General features: G+C 42.8%; 14 protein-coding genes. 9 read left to right on the top strand and 5 right to left on the bottom strand.

The genetic code is table 11. From position 1 onward, the window contains the following. Positions 1-115: 115 nt before the first annotated feature. The gene (locus tag IH597_07205; GenBank protein MBE0662239.1) at positions 116-3,052 is read left to right on the top strand and encodes a GH92 family glycosyl hydrolase; all 2,937 of its coding nucleotides are present in this window, start codon (positions 116-118) and stop codon (positions 3,050-3,052) included. Between the two features lie 13 nt (positions 3,053-3,065). On the opposite strand, the gene IH597_07200 is transcribed toward IH597_07205, so the two are convergent. Beyond that, complete coding sequence (locus IH597_07200) at positions 3,066-5,135, bottom strand: HDIG domain-containing protein (protein ID MBE0662238.1); 2,070 nt, start codon at positions 5,133-5,135, stop codon at positions 3,066-3,068. A 210-nt stretch (positions 5,136-5,345) separates the two neighbouring features. Here IH597_07200 and IH597_07195 point away from each other — a divergent pair, with 210 nt between their 5' ends. From IH597_07195 to IH597_07165, 7 genes are all read left to right on the top strand, one after another. After that, the gene (locus IH597_07195; GenBank protein ID MBE0662237.1) at positions 5,346-7,460 is read left to right on the top strand and encodes a cation:proton antiporter; all 2,115 of its coding nucleotides are present in this window, start codon (positions 5,346-5,348) and stop codon (positions 7,458-7,460) included. Positions 7,461-7,486: 26 nt separating this feature from the next. Beyond that, complete coding sequence (locus tag IH597_07190; protein MBE0662236.1) at positions 7,487-8,290, top strand: C40 family peptidase; 804 nt, start codon at positions 7,487-7,489, stop codon at positions 8,288-8,290. 275 nt (positions 8,291-8,565) lie between these two features. Further along, positions 8,566-11,862: a TonB-dependent receptor gene (locus IH597_07185; GenBank protein MBE0662235.1), complete on the top strand. Its 3,297-nt coding sequence runs from the start codon at positions 8,566-8,568 to the stop codon at positions 11,860-11,862. Between the two features lie 97 nt (positions 11,863-11,959). Then, positions 11,960-13,165 (top strand): alkaline phosphatase family protein, encoded by a 1,206-nt coding sequence (locus IH597_07180; protein MBE0662234.1) that lies wholly within the window; start codon positions 11,960-11,962, stop codon positions 13,163-13,165. A gap of 206 nt (positions 13,166-13,371) precedes the next feature. Next, positions 13,372-14,226, top strand: a complete 855-nt coding sequence (locus tag IH597_07175; protein ID MBE0662233.1) for a LytTR family transcriptional regulator DNA-binding domain-containing protein — start codon at positions 13,372-13,374, stop codon at positions 14,224-14,226. Between the two features lie 316 nt (positions 14,227-14,542). Continuing rightward, on the top strand, positions 14,543-15,628 hold the full coding sequence (locus IH597_07170; protein ID MBE0662232.1) for an acyl-CoA desaturase: 1,086 nt from the start codon (positions 14,543-14,545) through the stop codon (positions 15,626-15,628). A gap of 66 nt (positions 15,629-15,694) precedes the next feature. Beyond that, on the top strand, positions 15,695-16,372 hold the full coding sequence (locus IH597_07165; protein ID MBE0662231.1) for a flavin reductase: 678 nt from the start codon (positions 15,695-15,697) through the stop codon (positions 16,370-16,372). A gap of 33 nt (positions 16,373-16,405) precedes the next feature. Here the strand turns inward: IH597_07165 and IH597_07160 are convergent, their stop codons facing one another. The 4 genes from IH597_07160 to IH597_07145 form a co-directional block, all read right to left on the bottom strand. Then, the gene (locus IH597_07160; protein MBE0662230.1) at positions 16,406-17,389 is read right to left on the bottom strand and encodes a DUF4340 domain-containing protein; all 984 of its coding nucleotides are present in this window, start codon (positions 17,387-17,389) and stop codon (positions 16,406-16,408) included. Then, complete coding sequence (locus IH597_07155; protein MBE0662229.1) at positions 17,382-18,890, bottom strand: Gldg family protein; 1,509 nt, start codon at positions 18,888-18,890, stop codon at positions 17,382-17,384. The genes IH597_07160 and IH597_07155 overlap by 8 nt, the downstream gene beginning before the upstream one ends. A gap of 27 nt (positions 18,891-18,917) precedes the next feature. Then, the gene (locus tag IH597_07150) at positions 18,918-19,637 is read right to left on the bottom strand and encodes an ABC transporter permease subunit (GenBank protein ID MBE0662228.1); all 720 of its coding nucleotides are present in this window, start codon (positions 19,635-19,637) and stop codon (positions 18,918-18,920) included. Positions 19,638-19,777: 140 nt separating this feature from the next. Continuing rightward, entirely contained in the window at positions 19,778-20,707 is a 930-nt protein-coding gene (locus tag IH597_07145) for an ATP-binding cassette domain-containing protein (protein ID MBE0662227.1), read from the bottom strand. 211 nt (positions 20,708-20,918) lie between these two features. Here IH597_07145 and IH597_07140 point away from each other — a divergent pair, with 211 nt between their 5' ends. Beyond that, positions 20,919-22,244 carry an insulinase family protein gene (locus IH597_07140; GenBank protein ID MBE0662226.1) on the top strand — a complete coding sequence of 442 codons (1,326 nt, stop codon included), beginning with the start codon at positions 20,919-20,921 and terminating at the stop codon, positions 22,242-22,244. Positions 22,245-22,252 lie beyond the last annotated feature (8 nt).

Genomic DNA, 22,252 nt, shown 5'->3' with positions numbered 1-22,252 from the left:
AAATCCCCCTAACCCCCTTTTTCAAAGGGGGAAGGTTTCCTGCAAAATACTAATTTTTGAGCTATTCTCCAGCAGTACAGCTATATGAAGATTCCGTTATGTAAAATTAAACAATATGACTAAAAAACTGATTTTTCCGCTTTTGATCCTGGCATTAGTTCTTTCAACATGCAAAATTGATAAAGAACCCAGCGATCCCGCTTCCTACGTCAATCCCTTCATCGGAACTGGTGGACATGGACACACCTATCCAGGAGCAGCTACGCCTTTTGGGATGGTGCAGTTGAGTCCGCAAACCCGGCTTGATGGTTGGGACGGCTGCTCAGGTTATCATTATACCGACAGTATCCTGTATGGCTTTGCGCACACTGCTTTAAGTGGAACCGGTGTCAGCGATTACGGCGATATTCTTGTTATGCCGGTAGTGGGTGAACCGGTTTTTCAAAACACAGAATACAGTTCTCCTTTCAAAAAAGAAAACGAACATGCCGAAGCGGCTTATTACAGCGTATTTCTTGACAAACCAAACGTTTTAGCTGAAATGACGGCTACAACCCGAGTAGGATATCACCGTTATACTTTCCCGGTAAGCGATGAAGCCAATTTCATCATTGACTTCAAACACCGTGACCCTGTAATGGAGTCCTGGATAGAGATAGTAAGCGATACCGAAATCCGCGGCATGCGGCGTTCAAGAAATTGGGCCGAAGACATGGTGTGGTATTTTCACATGGTGTTCTCAAAACCTTTTGAACGCAGCGGCATTGCAGTGGATGATATTGTTAATCCGGGGATTTTCAGTGCTGAAGGCCAGAATATTAAAGCCTTTGTTGGGTTCGAAACCGAAAAAGACGAAATGATTGAAATAAAAGTTGGCCTCTCAGCCGTGGATGCCGAAGGCGCTTATAAAAACCTGATGGCTGAAGTGCCAGGCTGGGGCTTTGAACAAGTAAGGCAAAACAGTTACGAAGCCTGGAATCAGGAATTGAGCAAAATAAAGGTGAAAGGAGGAAATCAGGATCAGAACATGGTGTTTTACACAGCAATGTACCATGCTTTCCTCCAACCCAATACCTTCATGGATGTTGACCGGCGATATCGTGGCATGGATAAAAAGATCTATGCTGCTGAGGATTTCACCAATTACACCGTGTTCTCACTTTGGGATACATACCGCGCCTGGCATCCGTTGATGACCATCATTGAGCAGGATCGCACCCGAGATTTTATTCATGTGATGCTGGATATGTATGAAAAAGGCGGGCTGTTACCCATCTGGGAGTTAGCTGCCAATGAAACATATTGCATGATTGGCAACCACAGTGTATCGGTAATTGCTGATGCGTGGATGAAAGGTCTGCGTGGTTTTGATGGCGAAAAAGCCTTGCAAGCCATGATCCACAGCGCCACCCGCGACCATTTCGGACTTAATGTTTACCAGAAACATGGCTACATTCCCGGCAACATGGAACATGAATCCATTTCCAAAACCCTTGAATACGCATTTAACGACTGGTGCATCGCCATGATGGCCCGCGACCTGGGCAATGAAGAAATTTACCACGAATACCTTCGCCGGGCGCAATCCTATAAAAATATTTTCGACCCTGAAACCGGCTTTATGCGCCCAAGACTGAATGGCAGTTGGCTCACGCCTTTCGATCCCACTACCGTTGACTGGCATTTCACCGAGGCGAATTCCTGGCAATACAGTTTTTACGTGCCACAGGATATAACTGGTTTGGCTGAGATGCATGGAGGCAAGGAAAAACTGGTTTCTAAAATTGATGAATTGTTCGAAACCGAAATTGATATCAGTGGCCGCGATATGAAAGATATTTCGGGATTGATTGGCCAATATGCACATGGCAACGAACCAAGCCACCACATGGCTTACCTCTATAATTTTGTGAACCAACCCTGGAAAACCCAGCAGCGCGTCAGGAAAATCATGGATAATTTTTACACAATTCATCCTGATGGCCTCATTGGAAACGAGGATTGTGGGCAAATGTCGGCATGGCTGATCATGAGCGCCATGGGATTTTACCCGGTAACGCCTGGCGCTCCGGAATACGTAATTGGTACACCCTGGTTCCCCGAAATGGAAATCCAGTTGGAGAACGGAAATGTTTTCAGGATCACAGCCAACAATGTTTCAAACAGTAATTTTTACATTCAATCAGCCACATTGAACGGAGAAAACTATTCCAAATCATGGATTACGCATCAGGATATTATGAATGGCGGCCATTTGCATTTTGAGATGGGCAGCCAACCCAATAAAATCTGGGGCAGTCGTGATGAAGATATTCCGATTTCACAAATAGATAAACAACTTATACTTCCAGTTCCATTCCTGGTAGCCGATGGATCAATCATAAAAGAACCTGTACAGGTTTCAATTGAAACAATCATCCCGGATTGTGAAATCTATTATACGCTTGACGGAACCACACCCGGCAAAAATACTTTTAGGTATTCTGAACCAATCACGCTCAGCGAAACAGCAATGTTAACGGCGGTGGCCTGGAAAGAAGGCTTTGGGTTCAGTAGTCCAGTGCAAGGGCATTTTGTAAAAATTGACATCAACCGCAGCATTGACATCAAACCGCCGATGGATGCCAATTACCATGCCGGTGGACCTGAAGCCCTGATTGACGGATTGAGAGGTACAGCCAACTTTCGCCTTGGTGGCTGGCACGGCTACCAGGGCATTGATTTTGAGGCTGTGGTTGATCTTGGAAAGGTTCAGCCCATCCGGTATGTTGGCGCTGGTTTCCTGCAGGAAATCCGCTCATGGATATGGATGCCCAACGATGTTACCTTCCTGGTTTCAGAGGACGGCGAAAACTTTAAGCAATTGGCTCACATCAAGAACACGATTGCAATTGATGATTATACAGATCACTTTCAGGAATTGGGTTCGAAAGTGAACTGCAAAGGCCGCTATATGAAAGTGCTGGCCACCAACTTCGGCACAATACCCGACTGGCATTTGGGAGCGGGTGGAAAGGCCTGGTTGTTTGTGGATGAGATTATCATTGAATAATCAGCAACATCTTTTATGAAACCGGATACTCAATGCGCACGTGATAGATATTCATCAGTTTCTTCTTAAGGATTTTTTTTACCCGGGTAATATCGCGCATCGTGATGGGTGAATTGTCGAATTGATGATCTTCCACCTGCTTGTTAATGATATTTTCAACCAATTCGTTCAGTATTTGCTGATCAGGTCTTTTCAAGCTGCGGGAGGCGGCTTCCACTGAATCGGCCATCATCACAACCGCGGTTTCTTTTGAGAAAGGGATCGGGCCGTGGTAAGTGAATTGATCCTCATTGATTGCTTCATCAGGGTTTTCTTTCTTGTGCATGGAATAAAAATACTCCGCCTTGCGAGTTCCGTGGTGGGTTCGGATAAAATCAATGAGGATTTCCGGAAGCGTATGCTTACGCGCCATTTCAACACCTTCAATAACATGACTGATGATGATGCGCGAACTCTCTTCAAAACTGAGTTCATCATGCGGGTTAAAGCCAGTAACCTGGTTCTCGACAAAGAACATAGGGTTGTTCATTTTGCCAATATCATGGTATAATGCCCCGGTTCGCACAAGCAGGGTGTTGCCCCCAATTTCACGTATAAGTTCCTCGGCAATATTGGCTACCTGCAATGAATGCTGAAATGTTCCAGGGGCTTTTTCGGCGAGGGTTCGCAATAGTTTATTGTTTGTATCGGAAAGCTCAAGCAGGGTAACATCGGTGGTGAACCCAAAGATTTTTTCAAAAACATAGATGAGTGGATAAGCAAGCAGGGTAAGCATTGCACTGCCTCCGAACATAAGGATCATATTGGGTTCGATAGTTGAAAAATTACCTTCCTGCATAAGGTTCATGCCCGCGTAAATAGCAACATAAGTCATAAAAATCAGGAAAACACTTTTGGCAAATTGAGAACGTTTTTGCAGGTTCACAACACTGATAATGGCAATGATCCCTGCAATGAGTTGAAGAAAAACAAACTCAAAGCTATTGGGAACCAGGAAACCGGTGATAAAGATGGTGACAAGGTGAACAAAAAGTGCCAGTCGTGTATCGGAAAAAATGCGTATGATAACCGGAACCAGGCACATAGGCACAAGATAGATATAGGTGAGATGAAACCTCGTCATATAACTGAGTGCAAAAACCATAAGGAGTATCACGATCAGCATAAAAACAACCATCTTATTCTGACGGAAAATATCGGCCCGGAAAAAAACCAGGAACAGCATAAAAACAGTTAGTGCGATCACCACCAAAATAGTTTGACCGGCGATTACGCCTATAAAAGCGGCAGAACTTCCAACCTGGATTTCATATTCTTTACGGAAGGATTCCAGTACCTGGTGTCGTTCGGTATTCACAAGATCGCCTTTTGAAATGATCCGCTCACCTTTCTGAATCATGCCCCGCATCAGCGATATCCTTCCCAGTGCAGTTTGTCGCTCGCGCTCAGTTGTTGCTGGATCGAAGCGTACATTCTGAACCAGGTTATTTTCAATGATGCGGATAATGGGTTCATGATCCACGGCAGGGTTCAATGCTGAAAAGTAGTTTTTAACATAAACATCTGCCGACTGAATTGTGAAAAAACTTTTCAGTTCACGTTCAACGGCAAGGTTTTCCCTTAATAAAATGATAAGGAAATCGGCTGGCACACCTTCTATGACCGTGTGATTTTCAATAATTCCCGCATTGAACAGTGAATCGTAAACCTTGATCATAAGGTTCTCATTCCGGGTTTTTCTACCATTGCTTTCCGATCCGGTTTCGCGCCAATAGTTGTTGAACTGTTCAATCAGCTTGATTCTGTTGGTCTCGAAAGCCGCAGCGTCGAATACAAAATATGGTTTAACCTGCTTTAACACGTTTTCACGCTCCTGAACCAGTTCAGCATCTGTTTTAAGTATTGGAAAATCAAAGGGGGCAATCAAATCTTCATGCATCCAGGGTTTACCCCGCTGAAATTCGTACCTGAACTTTCCTTCTTTTGGGAATACTCCAACAATAATAGCTGCTGCCAATAAAAACAGCAATATCCTGTAAATGATCAGTGAATTTGTTTTAAAATATGTGCTGATCTTGTTCATCCGGGTTAAGATTATTTTGCGAAAATAGGAATTTTGTTTTGAAGCCGGAGGCCGGCATTGTTAAGACAACTAATAGAATATCTCTTTTGTGCAACAGATTGCCCAAAATACAGAATCATAATAAGTGATTTCACAAGCGCATATTATTTAACAAAGTCTTCATTTACATTAACACTAAAAAACTACTTTTGTCACTAGCAATATAAAAACATGATATTCTCCTCCATTTTCTCACTACCACTCGAGGATCCAGTAATAATTTTCACGCTGGTTTTATTTATCATATTGCTCTCACCTATTGTACTGCGTAAGCTGCGGATTCCAAGTATTATCGGACTTTTGCTAGCCGGAGTGATTGTTGGGCCCAATGGTCTGAACCTTTTGCTACGCGACAGCAGCATTGTCCTCTTCGGAACTGTTGGTTTGCTTTACATTATGTTTCTTGCTGCCCTGGAAATCGACATGGGTGATTTTAAGAAAAGCAGCAAGCGAAGTTTCATTTTCGGTGTTCTTACATTTATTATTCCGTTGGGTTCAGGCATTGTTATTTTGTATTATTTCCTTGATTATTCATTTACGGCATCCTTGCTCATTGCAAGTATGTTTTCAACCCACACTCTTATTTCCTACCCCATTGTCAGAAATCTGGGCATTTCAAAAGATGAATCCGTAACCGTATCAGTTGGAGGGACTATCATTACCGATACAGCGGTATTGTTACTATTGGCAATGATCGTTGCTTCTACGGACGGAAACCTTGATATGGAATTCTGGATTCATTTGACCCTATCACTTACCATTTTCGTATTGTTTATTTTACTTATTTACCCTCGCGTTACACGATGGTTTTTCAGAAATATTCCCGAAAGCGGAACCAGCCAGTATGTATTTGTGCTGAGTTTGGTTTTCCTTGCAGGTGTATTGGCCGATCTGGCAGGCCTTGAACCCATTATTGGGGCTTTTCTGGCTGGACTGGCCATTAATCGGCTTGTACCATCCAATTCTGCCTTGATGAACAGAATTGAATTTGTAGGTAATGCGATTTTCATCCCATTTTTCCTGATAAGTGTTGGAATGCTCGTGGATATTAAAGTCATATTCTCTGGATCACATGCGTTGCTAATCACAGCTGTAATAACTCTTACAGCCATCGTCAGTAAATGGGTACCGGCATATATTTCCCAAAAACTATTTGGCTATTCAGTGATACAGCGCAGGATCATTTTCGGCTTGAGCACCTCACGAGCCGCAGCGACACTTGCTGTTATTCTCATTGGTTTCAGCATGGGCATTGTTGACGAAACCATACTAAATGTAACTGTACTGCTCATTTTGATCACTACACTTATAAGTAGTTTTATCACAGAGCAGGCCGGGCGTAAGCTTGCCATTATTGAAAGCCAGCGCGCGCCACAATTGGCCGTGAAACCAGAAAGGATACTTGTGCCGGTTGCTAATCCCAAAAATGTATCGCGCCTCATTGAACTTGCTGTTTACCTCAAAGACCCTTCCCTGCCTGAACCTATTTTTCCCCTTTCGGTAATCAAGGATTCTGAAAACGTGGAAGAACAGCTTCAAATCAGTAATAAGGAAATGGTAGAAACACTCTCAATTGTAAATGATATTGATGTAAATATACAACCAACAACCCGGGTTGACCTGAATATCAGTAATGGCATCATACGGGCAATAAAGGAATTATTCATTACCACTGTTGTTCTTGGCTGGAATGCGAGAATTACAACACGGCAGTGGATTTTTGGCAGTATCCTGGATCAATTGCTCGACAAAATGAGCCAAATGATCCTGGTTTGCAAAATTACGGAACCGCTTAATCTTTTCCGGCATATCGTTGTTGTGGTTCCAAAAGCCGCCCAATTTGAAACCGGTTTTCAGAATTGGGCATTGATTATTAAAAGGCTGGCTAACCAGTTAGGAACCACTATCCGTATCTATACAAACACCAACGACGAAACTGCAATTAAGACCTCACTCGGCAAACTGCGCCCATTTGTTGAAACCAGCATCAGCACCAATGACGAATACCCGGATCTCCCACAAATGGCAGCATCAGCAAGAAACGATACTTTATATGTTTTTGTTAGCGCCCGGAAAACAACAATCAGTTATAATCATATGCTGGATGATATTCCTTTCCTGCTTTCGAAGCATTTTACCGAACAATCATTTATAGTGCTGTACCCGCAGCAATCGCTAAAATACTCAGTTGAAAGCAGTCTCCAACTCGACGACTATTCTATATTTCCGCTTAAGCGAAACCTCAGTTTCTTTAGCCGGCTATGGAGACGACGAAAAAAATCCTGAAATTTGGCCATTAATTTATCTGCATCATGGAAAACCACGACAACAAGCCTATTGAGTATGGCATCAGTCTCCTGGCAGCCATTCCGGTTCGCAAGCATCCTTTCAATAGTTCGGAAATGACCAGCCAGATATTGTTTGGCGAATCCTTAACGGTGATTGAAAAATACCACACCTGGCGCAGGATCAGGTGCAGCTACGACAACTACAACGGTTGGGTAAATTCGTCTGATTTCCAGGTAATCAGTGAAGAATCGTACTTAAGCATATCAAACATGCCTACTGCAGTGGTTACCGATCTCGTCCAGATCATGTTCGACCACACACGGAACCGCATGTTTCCGGTTTTAATAGGAAGTTCGCTGCCCGGATTAATTGATCAGTCGTTCGAACTCGACGGGATACAGTATTCTTTTGATGGAGCTGCCGTTTGCCCGGGAGTTGGCACCCATTGCCGAAAGCTGGTTGAAAACGCTTACATGTATTTGCATAGCCCTTACCTATGGGGCGGACGTATGCCTTTTGGCGTTGATTGTTCAGGATTTGTGCAGATGGTTTACAAACTTTGTGGCATTGCTTTGTTGAGGGATTCTTCGCAGCAAGCTACGCAAGGCGATATTGTGAATTTGCTCAGCGAGGCGCATCCGGGCGATCTTGCCTTTTTTGACAATGACGAAGGAGAAATTACGCATGTGGGTATGCTGTTGGATCGCAATACAATTATCCATGCCAGCGGCAGGGTGCGAACCGATAAAATTGACCATCACGGTATTTTCAATGAAGAAACCATGCAGTATACTCATAAATTACGCCTGCTCAGGCGAATACTATAACAACCACTGCCGGATTGGCAACTTAACAATTTAATAATATCCAACCGCTGTTCAATATTAATCAGAGGTTTATTTTTGCCGCGTCATTTTACGTTGTAGAAATCAATGCCAACGAGTTAACATTATCATCGCAAAATACAGGCATATGGTTGCATTACAACACATTGTATCTTGATAACTTTTAATAAATTTTTAATACGAACGAAGCTAACTTTTCTACATTTACACCAGAAATCAAACACCAAGGTTTAATTACTAATCAAAATTTCATTTTTATGAAAAAAACAAACAAGTTTATCATGTTTCTGGCAGCTTTTATGCTGCTTACAGGAACCATTTATGCTCAGATTACTACTTCTGGCATGAATGGCCGTGTACTTGACAATAACAATGAACCTCTTCCCGGGGCTACTCTTGTTGCTGTTCATCAGCCATCAGGAACGCAGTATGGCACAATTACCAACATTGAAGGTCGTTTCAACCTTCAAGGGATGCGCACAGGGGGGCCATATCTGGTAGAGGTTTCGTTCCTGGGCTACTCCAAAGAAAGCTATTCGGATATCAGATTGTATCTTGGGGAATCCTTTGTATTGGATGCTGTTCTGACTGAGGGAGTAGTAGAATTAGGAGAAGTGATGATTGTGGGTCAAAAAGCTTCTGCATTTCAAACAGATAAAACAGGTGCCACAACAAATATCTCGAACCAGCAACTGAGTGAGATGCCTACTATCAACCGTAGCATTCAGGATATTGCACGCCTTTCACCGTATGCAAATGGAATGAGTTTTGCCGGAGGTGATGGACGTTCAACCAACTTTACAGTTGATGGAGCTAATTTTAACAATAACTTTGGATTAGGCTCCAGTTTACCTGGTGGTGGTAATCCTATTTCTTTGGACGCTATTGAAGAAATTCAGATAGTAGTTGCTCCTTTTGATGTTCGTCAGTCCAATTTTATTGGTGGAGGTATAAATGCCATTACTAAATCAGGAACCAATAAATTCAAAGGAACAGCATATACCTACCTAACCAACCAGGATTTGCGCGGAAATAGAATCGGTGATGTAGATTTTGGAGAACGTGATATAGAATCGAGAAAAATTTATGGTGCAGCCATTGGTGGTCCTATTATCAAAAACAAATTATTCTTTTTTGTTAATGGTGAATACGAAATTCGTCCGGGGCAAGTAGTGACCTGGAGGCCATCAGAAGACGGTGTTGCCAACACTGACCTGTCACTTTCACGCACCAGTATTGCTGATATGGAAAGAGTAAAACAACATTTGATTACTAATTATGGCTATAATCCCGGTTCCTACACCGATTACCCGGCCGACGAAAGTAACAGAAAACTGCTTGCGCGTATTGACTGGAATATTAACAATGCCAATAAATTGAGTCTACGCTATAACCACACCAAAAATCAGGCATGGTATCCAACCAATGGTAATTCGACCGATGGAGGCTTTAGGCACAATGCATTTAATCGTATTTCGCAATACTCCATGTCTTTCTCAAATTCCATTTATTCAAGTGATAACATTGTAAATTCTATAGCGCTGGATTTGAACAGCCGAATTTCAAATAAGGTTTCAAATCAGTTCCTGACTACCTACACCAATATTTCAGATGTTCGTGGTTCTAATTCTGATCCATTTCCGTTTATTGATATTTTAAATGGAGTTAACGAAGACGGTAGTCAGATACTTGAGCCATATATGTCCGCAGGTTATGAGTTGTTTACCTGGAATAATGGCGTTAACAATAATATTTTCAATATCATTGACAACGTGAATTTTTATTTGAGTAAACACAAAGTAACTGTTGGAGCAAGTTTTGAATACCAAATGGCTAACAACTCCTATATGCGAAACGGAACAGGATATTACCGCTATGCCAGCATTGACGATTTCCTGAACCAGGCCGCTCCAAGAGATTTCGCACTAACCTATGGCTACGATGGAGACAAGAACCCAGCTGCCGAAGTAGCTTTTAACCAGCTTGGATTCTATGCGCAGGATGAGTGGAATGTTGCTTCAGGGTTTAAATTAACCTATGGAATACGAGCCGATTATTTAAAATATGAGGACAATATTATACGAAACAATGCCATTTATGAACTGGATTTTGGCGGTGAGAAAATTGATACCGGCGAATGGCCAACAGCAAAAGTTCAGATTTCACCCCGGGTCGGTTTCACTTGGGATGCCAAGGGAGACCAAACAATGAAACTACGTGGTGGTACCGGATTGTTTGCAGGAAGGTTACCTCTAGTTTTCTTTACCAATATGCCAACCAACTCAGGAATGGTACAGGGTAGCTATGCCGCTGTTACCAGATACGATGCCGATGGTAATGTTACCAGCGCTGATCCAGTATTAGCATCGTTGGCAGGACCAATGATTATAAGCGTAGAAGAAATGATTCAAAGACTGAATTTGCAAAACACAATTACTCCTGAAGATGGAGCCTTGCCTCGTGATATAAATGCAATTGACCCTGATTTCAAAATGCCTCAGGTGTGGAAATCTTCTCTTGCTTTAGATTTTGAGGTACCTGCTTCATTTCCAATGTCGGTAACTGTGGAGGGTATTTTCACAAAAAACATCAACGGGGTTATGTTGAAAAATTATGACCTGAAGCAACCAGATGACACATGGCAGCGTTTTAATGGACCCGACGATAGATATATTTATCCTGCAAGTGGCGATTTAAAATACAATGCAAAAAATGCATACGTACTTGCAAATAGTAGCGAAGGATGGGGAGCAATTGGAAACATATCAATCGTAGCCGAACCCTTAAATGATATGAATGTAATGCTTGCCTATACATATACTGAATCAAAAGAAGTTTCAGGTATGCCCGGCAGCAACGCAGCATCGGCATATAATGGCCTTATTCAGATTAATGGCCCACATCTTCCAATGGTGCAGCGTTCAGAATATGTAGTGCCTAACAGAGCAATTGCTTCTGTATCATACAAAATTCCCTGGCTGAACAATAGCGTTAATTCTGCAACATTGGTTAATCTGTTCTATGCCGGTTATTCACCAGCAGGCTACAGTTTCACCTATGCAAACGATATGAATGGCGATGGTTATGCAACCGACTTGATTTATATTCCGAATGAAAAAGGTGAAATAAAGTTTGTTAGCCCAGCGGACGAAGATGCTTTCTTTGAATTTGTTGAACAGGACAGATACCTGAGTAACCACAAGGGTGAATATGCTGAAGCTTATGCTGCACGGGCACCATGGGTGAATAAATTCGACTTACGCATTGCACGCGAATACTATATAAAAATAGGTAGTACAACCAACACCTTACAATTCAGCCTCGACTTCTTAAACTTTGGAAACCTTCTGAACAGCGAATGGGGAGTTAACCAGAATATGTTTGAGGCCAACAATGGCCGGATTTTAAGGTATGAAGGGAAAGATAGCAGTAATATTCCAAGTTTCTCAATGGTTAAGGATTCTGATGGCAATTATTTATCAGAAACGTATTCAACATTCTTCAACTATACCCAAAACTGGCAATTGCAGATTGGTATTAGATATATCTTCTAAAGTTTACTTAACAATATGTAAAAAGTCCCGCCTGGTTGCGGGACTTTTTTTATGCCTATTTTCGCAGCAAAATAATATCTTAAGCATCAAAATGACCATGAGATTCATTATTCCTACGATCCTAATACTATTGTTTGCCTCGTGCAGTCAAGAACAAAAAAATGACAATTACCTCGTCATCCTCTCCATGGATGGTTTTCGCTGGGATTATCCCAACATGACCAATACACCAAACCTTGATTCCATTGCAAAGATCGGTGTGCGGGCTGAAGCCATTCGTTCGTCCTTTCCTTCCAAAACTTTTCCGAACCATTATTCTATGGCCACTGGTTTGTATCCTGATAATCACGGCATTGTAAATAATCATTTTTACGATCCGGAAACCGGAACCACCTATTCCATGCGCGATAGCGCGACACGTCATGATCCATATTATTACGGGGGCGAACCAATCTGGATCACTGCCGAAAAGCAGAACGTGAAAACCGCCACTTATTTTTGGGTTGGCAGCGAACATCCAACAGATGGCATCCGCCCTTCAATCTGGAAATATTACGATCACAATTTCTCTTTCGAGCAACGCATTGACAGTGTCATTGCATGGCTTCAATTACCGGAAGAGCAACGCCCCCGGCTTATCATGTGGTATATGCACGAACCGGATGCCACCGGACATCGTCATGGCCCGGAAAGCGAAGCAACACTTGCCAATGTTACTTACCTCGACAGCCTTGTAGGTGTGTTTTGTCGAAAAATTAACCAACTTGAAAATGCCGGCAAAATCAACTTAATCTTTACGTCGGATCATGGTATGGGCGCTATTTCCCCTGACCGTACAGTCACACTCACCGATCATTTTCCGGCGGAGTGGGCAGAAGTAGCACTTGGTGGCAATCCTGTGTATAATATTAAAGCCAAAGAAGGTTATGCTGATTCCATTTATCAGAAATTGTATGGGCTTGAAAATATTAAGGTATGGAAACATGGCGAGGTTCCCGCAGAACTTAATTACGGCAACAACCCCCGGACGCTTGATCTGGTTGTTGCAGCCGACAGTGCCTGGAGCATCAACTGGACTCCCGCACCTGACCATTACAATTCGGGCGGAGCACATGGCTACGACATCCGCCAGCTTGATATGCAGGCAATTTTTTACGCCACAGGCCCTGCTTTTAAGAAAGGCCATGTACATCCAAAATTCGACAATGTGGATCTGTATCCTTTGATGGCAAAGATTCTTGGCATCGTACCACAGGAAGTAGATGGGAAACCTGAAAACACCAGTGGGATGCTGAGAAAATAGGCAAAGCAGTAAGAATAGAGTTTCCGTGAGAAATAACAGACTTTCTTGTAGCATTTCATCCGATAGTACCACCGACTACCACGCTTTAAGGCAGGCAGACAAGCCTTCTTTGCTAAAAGACAAATGCTAAGCTGCCCGGCATCCCCACAATTTATATTAATTTTGCCGAAACCGCAGCACTCTCAAATACATACAATCAATGCAGGATGGAAAGCATCAGGAATATAAGCAGGATGTTAAGTAAAGAAAAGAGCCTTAACCTGAGCATCAGCTTTGGAGTATTTTTGTTTGTGCTCTTTTTTCAACCTTTTCAGCTTCGTCATTTTGATTCTAATAATCTCCTGGTATTCGTGGCCGGATTAGCTGCCATAGTGTTCCTTATATTGGTTATCATACGAACCTTTATTCCACTGCTTCTTGTGAAGTACGGGGCCGTTGATGAGGAAAGCAACATTCCTGCGTTTCTTAGCGGATTCATTATGCTGGTAGTGACTTCCCTGTCATTTATATTCTACCTCCGTTATGTAGGAAATGTAAGCATGTCTTTTTACAATGTGATCAAAGTGATCCTGATATGTCTGATTCCGGTGGTTGCTTCAAGACTTTACGATGTTATCAGTGAACTGAAACAGCAAAACAGAATGCTGATTCTTGAAAAGCAGTCGGTGTATGAAAAAATGGGGAAGCTTGAAGAAGATCAACTGAACAGGACTATTGAATTTGGTTCTGAATATGGTTCTGAAAACGTAAGTCTGGTTATTGCTGATATCTTCCTCGTCAAATCAGCCGACAATTACGTGGAAATTGTTCACAAGCAGGATGATGTTTTCCACAAGAAACTCATCAGAAACACGATGAAGAACATTGAGCTTCAACTGAGGCCTTATTCAAATTTTGTGCGCTGTCACAGAACCAGCCTCGTGAATATACAGCATTTTGAACGGCTTAACAGAAATCACGCTTCACAATGGCTTAAGCTTAAAGGTTTTGATGAACAAATTCCTGTTTCCCGTCAATACCTTCTCAGGTTAAAGGAACGCCTCCATTCGCTTAAGGGGTGAATGGCATCCGCACGGCTACTTTGCCACAAACCAATAAACCAGGCTTGTGGCCACATTTTACTTTGCTTTAATCCCTAATCTTGACCGAATCAGGATCACAGCATTATTTTTGTATTTTTTTATTCAGGAAACAAAGAAATCAGATTTAAAATATCTGCAATATCCCCGGATCGTCCGCACTTCATCATGTGGATTATACGAGGCTTTCCGCATGTTTTGATTACAGTTTAAGTTTGATTACCTAATCCTTTTTTAAACACATGGTTCTGCAGCAAAGCAATTTCAAGCAAACCCTAACATTTTAAAAACCAGTAACATGTCATATACGCAAATTAAATTTTCGTCCCAAAATAAACCCGATTTCATAATAGAACTAAGAAAGAAGGTTAAAGATTACTTTGAAACCAATAAGCTGTCAAAATATGGAAATCCTGGCATAGTAGCCAAGTCCGTACTGATGACATTGGTATACTTCACTCCTTATGTATTAATGGTGGCCGGGGTGATTCAAACATTACCCATGATTTTACTCTCCTTCATTATGATGGGTCTTGGAATGGCCGGGTTAGGAATGGTGCTTATGCACGATTCAAACCATGGCACATTCTCAAAAAATCCGCGCATTAACAGATTTCTCAGCAACTCTCTGTATTTCCTGGGTGGTTTTCCGCCAACCTGGCAATACCAGCATAACACCCTGCATCATGGTTATACCAATATTCATGGCCATGATGGTGATATAAACCCGGCAGGTATTCTGAGGTTTTCACCTCACAACCCACTGAAAAAAATACACAAATATCAACACCTGTATGCATGGTTTCTCTATGGTTTGATGACCATCTCATGGATCACCACCAAAGACTTCAAACAGTACTTTAGTTACAAAAAGAGTGGAGCCGTGCTCAGCGGAACCAAATCCAATACGCAAATGATCCTTGAACTGGTTATTTCTAAAGTTCTGTATTATGCGATCTTTCTGGTGATCCCGCTCATCGTTCTTCCAATTGCATGGTACTGGATTTTGCTTTTCTTCTTTATAATGCATTTTGCAACTGGTTTGATGCTGAGTTCCATTTTTCAAACGGCTCATGTTATGCCAACATCACAATATCCCTTGCCTGACGAAGATGGCAATATTGAAAACAACTGGGCTGTACATCAATTGCTTACAACCTCCAATTATGCACCCGAAAGCCGGATTTTCTCCTGGTTGATCGGTGGATTGAATTACCAGGTTGAGCATCATTTGTTCCCGAATATAAGCCATGTTCATTACAGGAATATTGCTCATATAGTTAAGGGAACTGCGCTGGAACATGGGCTTCCCTATTATGTTCAGCCAAGCTTTCTTCATGCCGTAAAAAGTCATGCCAGCATGCTAAAATCACTGGGTCGTTAAATTAATTTTGGATATTGCTCTCACATTGAAATTGATTATCTTGCGGCATTAAAAACAATAATCCCCATGATCAATTTCGACGCTCTATCTAAGGTCACTTATGGTTTATATCTCGTAAGTGCGGGAGACAAAAACCGTGGAAACGGGTATATTTCAAACTCGGTATTCCAGGTCAGCGCGACTCCTCCTCTGTTTGCAGCATGTTGCCACAAAAACAACTTCACTGCCGGGTTTATTGAGCAGTCTGGTCATTATGCAGTGTCAGTCTTGTCTCAAAACACTGATATGGTGATCTTTAATCGTTTTGGTTACAAAAGTGGCAAAGATTTCAACAAGCTGGAGGGCATGGATATTAAACTTGGCCAAACAGGAACGCCAATTGTACTGAACAACAGCATTGCCTACCTTGAATGCAAAGTTGTACAAAAACTTGATGTGGGTACTCATTGGATGTTTATTGGCGAACTTCTTGATGCCCAGGTGCTCGATCAAACGAATGTGCCCATAACCTACGATCACTACCGTGAAACCAGGAAGGTCGTGGCTCCTGCAAATGCCCCTACATTTATTGATGTACAGCATCTGAAACCAGTGGAAACAGGTAGCTTCTCAGATAAATTCCGATGCTCGGTGTGTGGCTTCATTTACGATGAAAGTAAAGAAGGTGTTAGTTTTGCCAGCCTTCCTGAAACATGGGTGTGTCCTGTTTGCGGAACCGAAAAAAGTGAGTTCACCAGCTATTGATGGAATTGCAAACTCATGTAGACAAGCATTATTTCAAAGCGAATCATCGCTGGCATCTTTTCCGGAAAAGTATGTAACCCGGTAAAAGATGCTTTCAAACAATTCATTTTGCGAACCACTGAAAACAGCCCCAGGGTTCTGGGAACTGGTGATAAAATATTGGTGCGTACTATCGGCTGGATATGCTTTGATCTCAACAGGAATTGCATCAATTCTTTCAACCGTAAGTTGGTGTGATGGAACACTGAGCAGGCCTTCTGATTCCTGCTCCACAAAACCGCTGCTGTTTGCATTGCTGATTGAATTCAGAACATGCTCAACCATAACTGAATCTAACTGATTGCCATTAAGTAACCAATTGGTCCCTTCCCTTGAAATCGTATAATTATATTCACCAGCGCCCTGCATAGAAATTTTGCTGATATCATCTTTATTTACGCTGATCACAGTCTGATCACGATATTGTTTTGTGATCGCAGGAAATGCCGAACCCAGAAAACCATCAACCGAATAAACATCCTCCTGATCGTGCAGACGAACAAAAGTGCTGATCTTTGGCCGCTGTTGTCCCTGCATCATCTGTTGCTGGAAACTGAGTTTACCGTATGTAAAGTCACCGCTTAAGCGCTTTCCTTCATATATCTTCACACGTGTTCCCGAAACATCTTCTATCTCATATTCAGGCCAGCTGTCTTTTGAACGCGAAACCAATTGTTCAGGTATCATCGGCGAAAGTGATTCAAAAATGCGTGCAATATGTTCGCGGTTTGCCTGGTACATTTTTCCATGCGAACCAACCATCCACCGGTCTTCGTTTTTCTCCAGTGTAATGGCATCCTCCGCGATTCCTTTAGGAATAACAATGATGCTTGTTGTTTTCTCACGATCAGCATTGATCAGTTCGTTCAAAAAGCTGCCTTTTTGTTTGCGGGCATCCATTCGCAGAACAACTACCACGGCAATTATTAATACTGCGAGCAGCGCTACTAATACCAGGGGGTTTAATTTCTTAAACATAAACATCCTCCATTCTTTTCATGCGTATGTTGCGGTTTCGGATTATCCTGTAAACACCATAGATAATAATCAGGATGATTGGAAGCAGAAAGTTCAGCAGTTTCAGAAATAGCTTGCGTCCATCTTCAACTTCATCAAGCGGGCGGGCTTTCGGGCCTTTGGTTCGCAGTTCAACAAGTCCGGTATCGTCTGATAGCCAGTCAACAGCATTCACAAGCAGGCTTACATTTTCTCTTTGCAGGTTCTGACGAGGATCAGAAGCCACGGCGAAATCAGCATCGCCAAACACTACCATGCGCGAAGGCAGATTTCCTGAGATCGGGCCTTGCAAGGTAGCAGCCACAGCAAGTTTTGAACGGGTAAAATCACGGTCAGTCCATTGTTTCTGGATATCAAACATCAGCGGTACGCTCCGGGCATCCGATTTTTCGGATGTAAAAGCTATCGGTTCGAACCTGACCAAGGTATCACCGGTGTATAAAATCGGGCTTGCGAACTGCAAAACTATATTGCTCAAACCTTTGGTGATCGGATGATCGGCAAAATCATTGATAAGCGGGAGGTAGGGAAATCTTATATTGGTAGTGTACTGGAAGGCTCCGGTTTGCTGCGTAACACCAACGGTTCCACAATTGGCATCTACAATGAAACGCCCTTCAACAATCACACCTTTATCCATAAGCCAGTTTTCAAGCCCGGTCTCTACAGCAAAACCCTGCAGTGTATTAAAATCGGCGCTAACACGGTTCAATGCAACAAGTAAATTGCCGCCACCGGCCAGGTAACTATCAAGCAGGCTGAAATGCAGGCTCGGAATACTATCGGTAGGGCCAATAATCATCAATGACTGAAAGCGGGAAATATCCTCAATAGTGTCATAAAAATTCACTTCCTCAACATTGTTGAGAACCAGTAAACCTGAAAGTGCCTGCTGCAACGAACTCAAAGGCGGTTGGCCATGTCCCTGCACAACCCCGATCAATGGCTTGTCAACAATTGATATTTTTTTTATTGATGTTGAAAGCGAATATTCCATGGCGGCATCGGACTGAATCAACGGAATGGCTTCTTTACGATCGCCCATGCGAACCACAGCGCCCATATATGCTTTTTGTTGTTTTACCTGGTCACGCTCTCTAACGTTTACAATCACCGGTTGCACACCTGCCTGCATTGCCGCCATTTCGGTCTCTTCGTCGTTTGGGTCAATCATTTCAAAAACCACCATTCCACGCGAAAGATTGCCGTATTCTACCAGCAGGTCGGTGAATTCACGCCTCAGGTTGATGTACTGCGGCGGCAGATCGCTGGTGAAATATGCACTTACTGTAACGGGTTGTTTCAGATCTCGAAGGATATTTCTGGTTGCGTCGCTGAGGGTATAGCGCTGATCCTGTGTGAGGTCAACCCGCACGAAAAACCTGTCGGAAACAATGTTGATAAGGATCACCACCCCGAGGATCATTAATAATTGTAAGGTAATCCGTCTTTTATTCTTCATGGCTCAAATAATTTTTCAGTCGTTGAATTAAACAGCATTACGCCTTGTAAGAACAGCTTCAGTTGCAACGAGGCTCAAAAAGGTAATTGACAAGAAGTATATGATATCCTTGCTGTCAATCACACCACGCGATATCGAATCGAAATGAGTAGAGATGCTGAGGTACGAAAATATTGAACCGATCCCCCCTGTTACACTATAACTAAGCACATCGAAAATGATGTGAAAGAAAATACTTATAAGCAAGGCAAGCAGGAATGCGATAATCTGGTTATTTGAAATGCTGCTGGCAAACAGGCCAATGCTCACATAGGCAGCGCTCATCAATAGAAGGCCAACATATCCTGTGATGGTAGCCCCGTGGTCAATCGGGCCCAGGCTTGCCACGGTAATGTAATAAGGAATAGTAAGTGCGAGCGCTATCACAATCAGCAACATCACGGAAGAAAACTTACCCATCACCACCTGCAAATCGCTGATGGGTTTGGTCATCAGCATTTCGATGGTACCAGTACGGTTTTCTTCGGCAAGCAGGCGCATGGTCAATGCAGGAATGAAGAAAAACAGTGTCCAGTAAGCGATGGAAAAAAACACCTGAAGGCTTGCCTGACGGACGAAAAATATATCAGACCCGTAGAGCCAGGTAAAAAATCCGCTGAAGCCCAGAAATGCCACCAGCATAATGTAGGCCATCAACGAGTCGAAAAATGATCGAAGTTCTCTTGTTGCAATTACCCAGACTTTCATGTTTCTTTAATTTTTGATTCCAGATTATAGATTCAAGATTCCAAATTCAAGATTTAATATTCATAGATTTAACTTATTAATTGATAGCAAGTTATACCAGTGAGGTTTTGAATTTTGAATCTCGAATTTTCAATTTTAAATTAGTTCATAGTCAGTTCGCGGAACACATCTTCAAGCTTGGTTTCCAGAGGTGTGAGCTCAGTCAGGAACCAGTTTTTATCGCGGCAAAGCTGAAATACTTCCCGGCGCGAAGAACGGTTGGTCCGGCTCTGGATTTCAAAATAATTACTCTTGTTCTTGATAAAATCAACCATCTCTACTGTGTTCAATTCACGCAATGCCTCAAAAACCAGGTTGGGGTCGGCATCTTCGATGCAGGCATGTAATACCTCTTTGCCTTGTGCCCGCTTGCGCAAATCAGCAGAAGAGCCGTCGGCTACAATACGGCCTTTATTAATAATGAGAATCCGATCGCAGGTAGCTTCTACCTCGGCAAGGATATGCGAACTGAGAATCACCGTTTTTTCACGGCCAATGCGTTTAATGAGCTCCCTGATTTCAACAATCTGGTTTGGATCGAGTCCGGAAGTAGGTTCATCGAGGATCAGCACCGAAGGATCGTGGATCATAGCCTGCGCCAGCCCCACACGCTGCTTATAGCCTTTTGAAAGTTCGCCGATTTTTTTGTGCTTTTCAGCGCCAAGGCCACAAACCTCAACCATCTCAAATATCTTTTCAGAAAGTTTTGCAGTCGGGATCCCATGGATGCGGGCAACAAACTTCAGGTAGTCAATCACCGGCATTTCAGGATACAAGGGATTGGTTTCAGGCAAATACCCGGTGAGTTTTCTAACTTCATCAGGATTTTTCGTGACTGAATATGGGCCAACCGTAATATCGCCGGCACTTGGAGCAAGAAACGTGGTGATGGCCTTCATGGTTGTGGTTTTCCCGGCGCCATTGGGACCCAGAAAACCAAGCACTTCACCTGTTTTTACTGTGAAAGAGATGTTATCCACAGCCCGTTGGGCACCGTACTTGCGTGTAAATTTATCAACAACAATATCCATGATTGATTGTAAATTTTTGGGCAAAATAAAAAAAACACATGCTGTCTATCAAATGGTTTAACATTTTTTAACATGATTTTTTAAAGGATCGCAAGTATAATTCAACCCGGCAATATCACAGGCTTCTAATTTTTATAAATTTGCCATTCCTGAATTTGAAATTTTCAAACGCCTTTCAAACCGGGGTTCAAGAAACAAAAACATTTAACTGATGAGACTAAAACAATTTTTTCTGCTTCTGCTGCCGGCGCTGATTGCCGGCACTCTGCAGGCTCAACAACGCCAGATTGAGTTCGTGGAATACACACTCGAAAACGGCTTGCATGTGATCCTGCATCAGGACAACACAACTCCCGTGGTAGCTGTTACAGTAACCTACCATGTGGGTTCGAAAAACGAAAACGCCGACCGCACGGGTTTTGCACACTTTATGGAGCACCTGATGTTTGAAGGTTCGGCAAACATCGAAAGGGGAGAATATTTTAAAATCGTTCAGGATGCCGGAGGGCAGGTGAACGCTTACACGTCGCAGGACAAAACACATTATTACGAATTGCTGCCATCAAACCAGCTTGAACTTGGTTTGTGGATGGAAGCCGAAAGGATGTTGCACCTGGTGATTGATTCCTTGGGTGTTGAAACCCAGCGCAGCGTGGTAAAAGAAGAACGCAGCCAACGTTATGACAATCAACCTTACGGTTCAATATTTGAAGAAATATTCAGGCGTGCTTTTACAAAGCATCCTTACAACTGGACCCCTATCGGTTCAGTACAATATATTGACGAGGCGAAGCTGGAAGAGTTCCAGGATTTTCACCGGACATATTATGTGCCCAATAATGCAGTGCTGGCCATTGCAGGTGATATTGACATTTCAGTGACCAAGGAATTGGTTGAAAAGTATTTTTCTGAAATACCCTCAGGTAAGAAATCAATGTATCGTCCGGATATTAATGAACCTGAATTGGGTGGCGAAGTGAGGGATGTTGTTTACGACAACATACAACTGCCGGCAGTAATCCAGGCATACCGCATCCCGCAAAAAGGCCATCCCGACAGTTACGCGCTTGAAATGCTGACCAATATCCTATCATCGGGTCAGAGTTCACGCATGCACAAAGCCATTGTTGATGATCAGCAGAAAGGCCTTGCTGTATTCTCATTTCCTTTTCCATTGGCTGATCCGGGATTGTTTATTGTTTTTGGGATCGCCAACATGGGTATTGATCCAATGGAGCTTGAAGCTGCCATTGATGAGCAGATAGAGCTTTTTAAGAAAGAAGGCATGAGCGAACGCGAGTTCCAGAAATCGCGCAACATGGCTGAAACAAGTTTTGTAACTGCCAACGCCCGCATGTCAACAATCGCCGATAACCTGGCGGAGTATCATATCTTTTACGGCGATGCAGGCCTGATCAACACAGAGATTGACCGTTATATGCAGGTAAGCATGGACGATATTCTGCAGGTGGCCAATAAATATCTGAACAACGATAACCGGGTGGTTTTGCATTATTTACCAAAATCAGAACAATAAGCGGAGGA

It is taken from the genome of Bacteroidales bacterium, from assembly GCA_014860575.1.
Classification (GTDB): domain Bacteria; phylum Bacteroidota; class Bacteroidia; order Bacteroidales; family JAAYJT01; genus JAAYJT01.
The sequence above is the reverse complement of the archived record's forward strand: the minus strand, read 5'-3'. Positions and strand labels throughout refer to the sequence as shown.

What these genes read in the sequence shown, in the direction of transcription:
- IH597_07205 (MBE0662239.1), top strand. Translation starts at nt 116, where the DNA reads ATGACTAAAAAACTGATTTTTCCGCTTTTGATCCTGGCATTAGTTCTT.
- IH597_07200 (MBE0662238.1), bottom strand. Translation starts at nt 5,135, where the DNA reads ATGAACAAGATCAGCACATATTTTAAAACAAATTCACTGATCATTTAC.
- IH597_07195 (MBE0662237.1), top strand. Translation starts at nt 5,346, where the DNA reads ATGATATTCTCCTCCATTTTCTCACTACCACTCGAGGATCCAGTAATA.
- IH597_07190 (MBE0662236.1), top strand. Translation starts at nt 7,487, where the DNA reads ATGGAAAACCACGACAACAAGCCTATTGAGTATGGCATCAGTCTCCTG.
- IH597_07185 (MBE0662235.1), top strand. Translation starts at nt 8,566, where the DNA reads ATGAAAAAAACAAACAAGTTTATCATGTTTCTGGCAGCTTTTATGCTG.
- IH597_07180 (MBE0662234.1), top strand. Translation starts at nt 11,960, where the DNA reads ATGAGATTCATTATTCCTACGATCCTAATACTATTGTTTGCCTCGTGC.
- IH597_07175 (MBE0662233.1), top strand. Translation starts at nt 13,372, where the DNA reads ATGGAAAGCATCAGGAATATAAGCAGGATGTTAAGTAAAGAAAAGAGC.
- IH597_07170 (MBE0662232.1), top strand. Translation starts at nt 14,543, where the DNA reads ATGTCATATACGCAAATTAAATTTTCGTCCCAAAATAAACCCGATTTC.
- IH597_07165 (MBE0662231.1), top strand. Translation starts at nt 15,695, where the DNA reads ATGATCAATTTCGACGCTCTATCTAAGGTCACTTATGGTTTATATCTC.
- IH597_07160 (MBE0662230.1), bottom strand. Translation starts at nt 17,389, where the DNA reads ATGTTTAAGAAATTAAACCCCCTGGTATTAGTAGCGCTGCTCGCAGTA.
- IH597_07155 (MBE0662229.1), bottom strand. Translation starts at nt 18,890, where the DNA reads ATGAAGAATAAAAGACGGATTACCTTACAATTATTAATGATCCTCGGG.
- IH597_07150 (MBE0662228.1), bottom strand. Translation starts at nt 19,637, where the DNA reads ATGAAAGTCTGGGTAATTGCAACAAGAGAACTTCGATCATTTTTCGAC.
- IH597_07145 (MBE0662227.1), bottom strand. Translation starts at nt 20,707, where the DNA reads ATGGATATTGTTGTTGATAAATTTACACGCAAGTACGGTGCCCAACGG.
- IH597_07140 (MBE0662226.1), top strand. Translation starts at nt 20,919, where the DNA reads ATGAGACTAAAACAATTTTTTCTGCTTCTGCTGCCGGCGCTGATTGCC.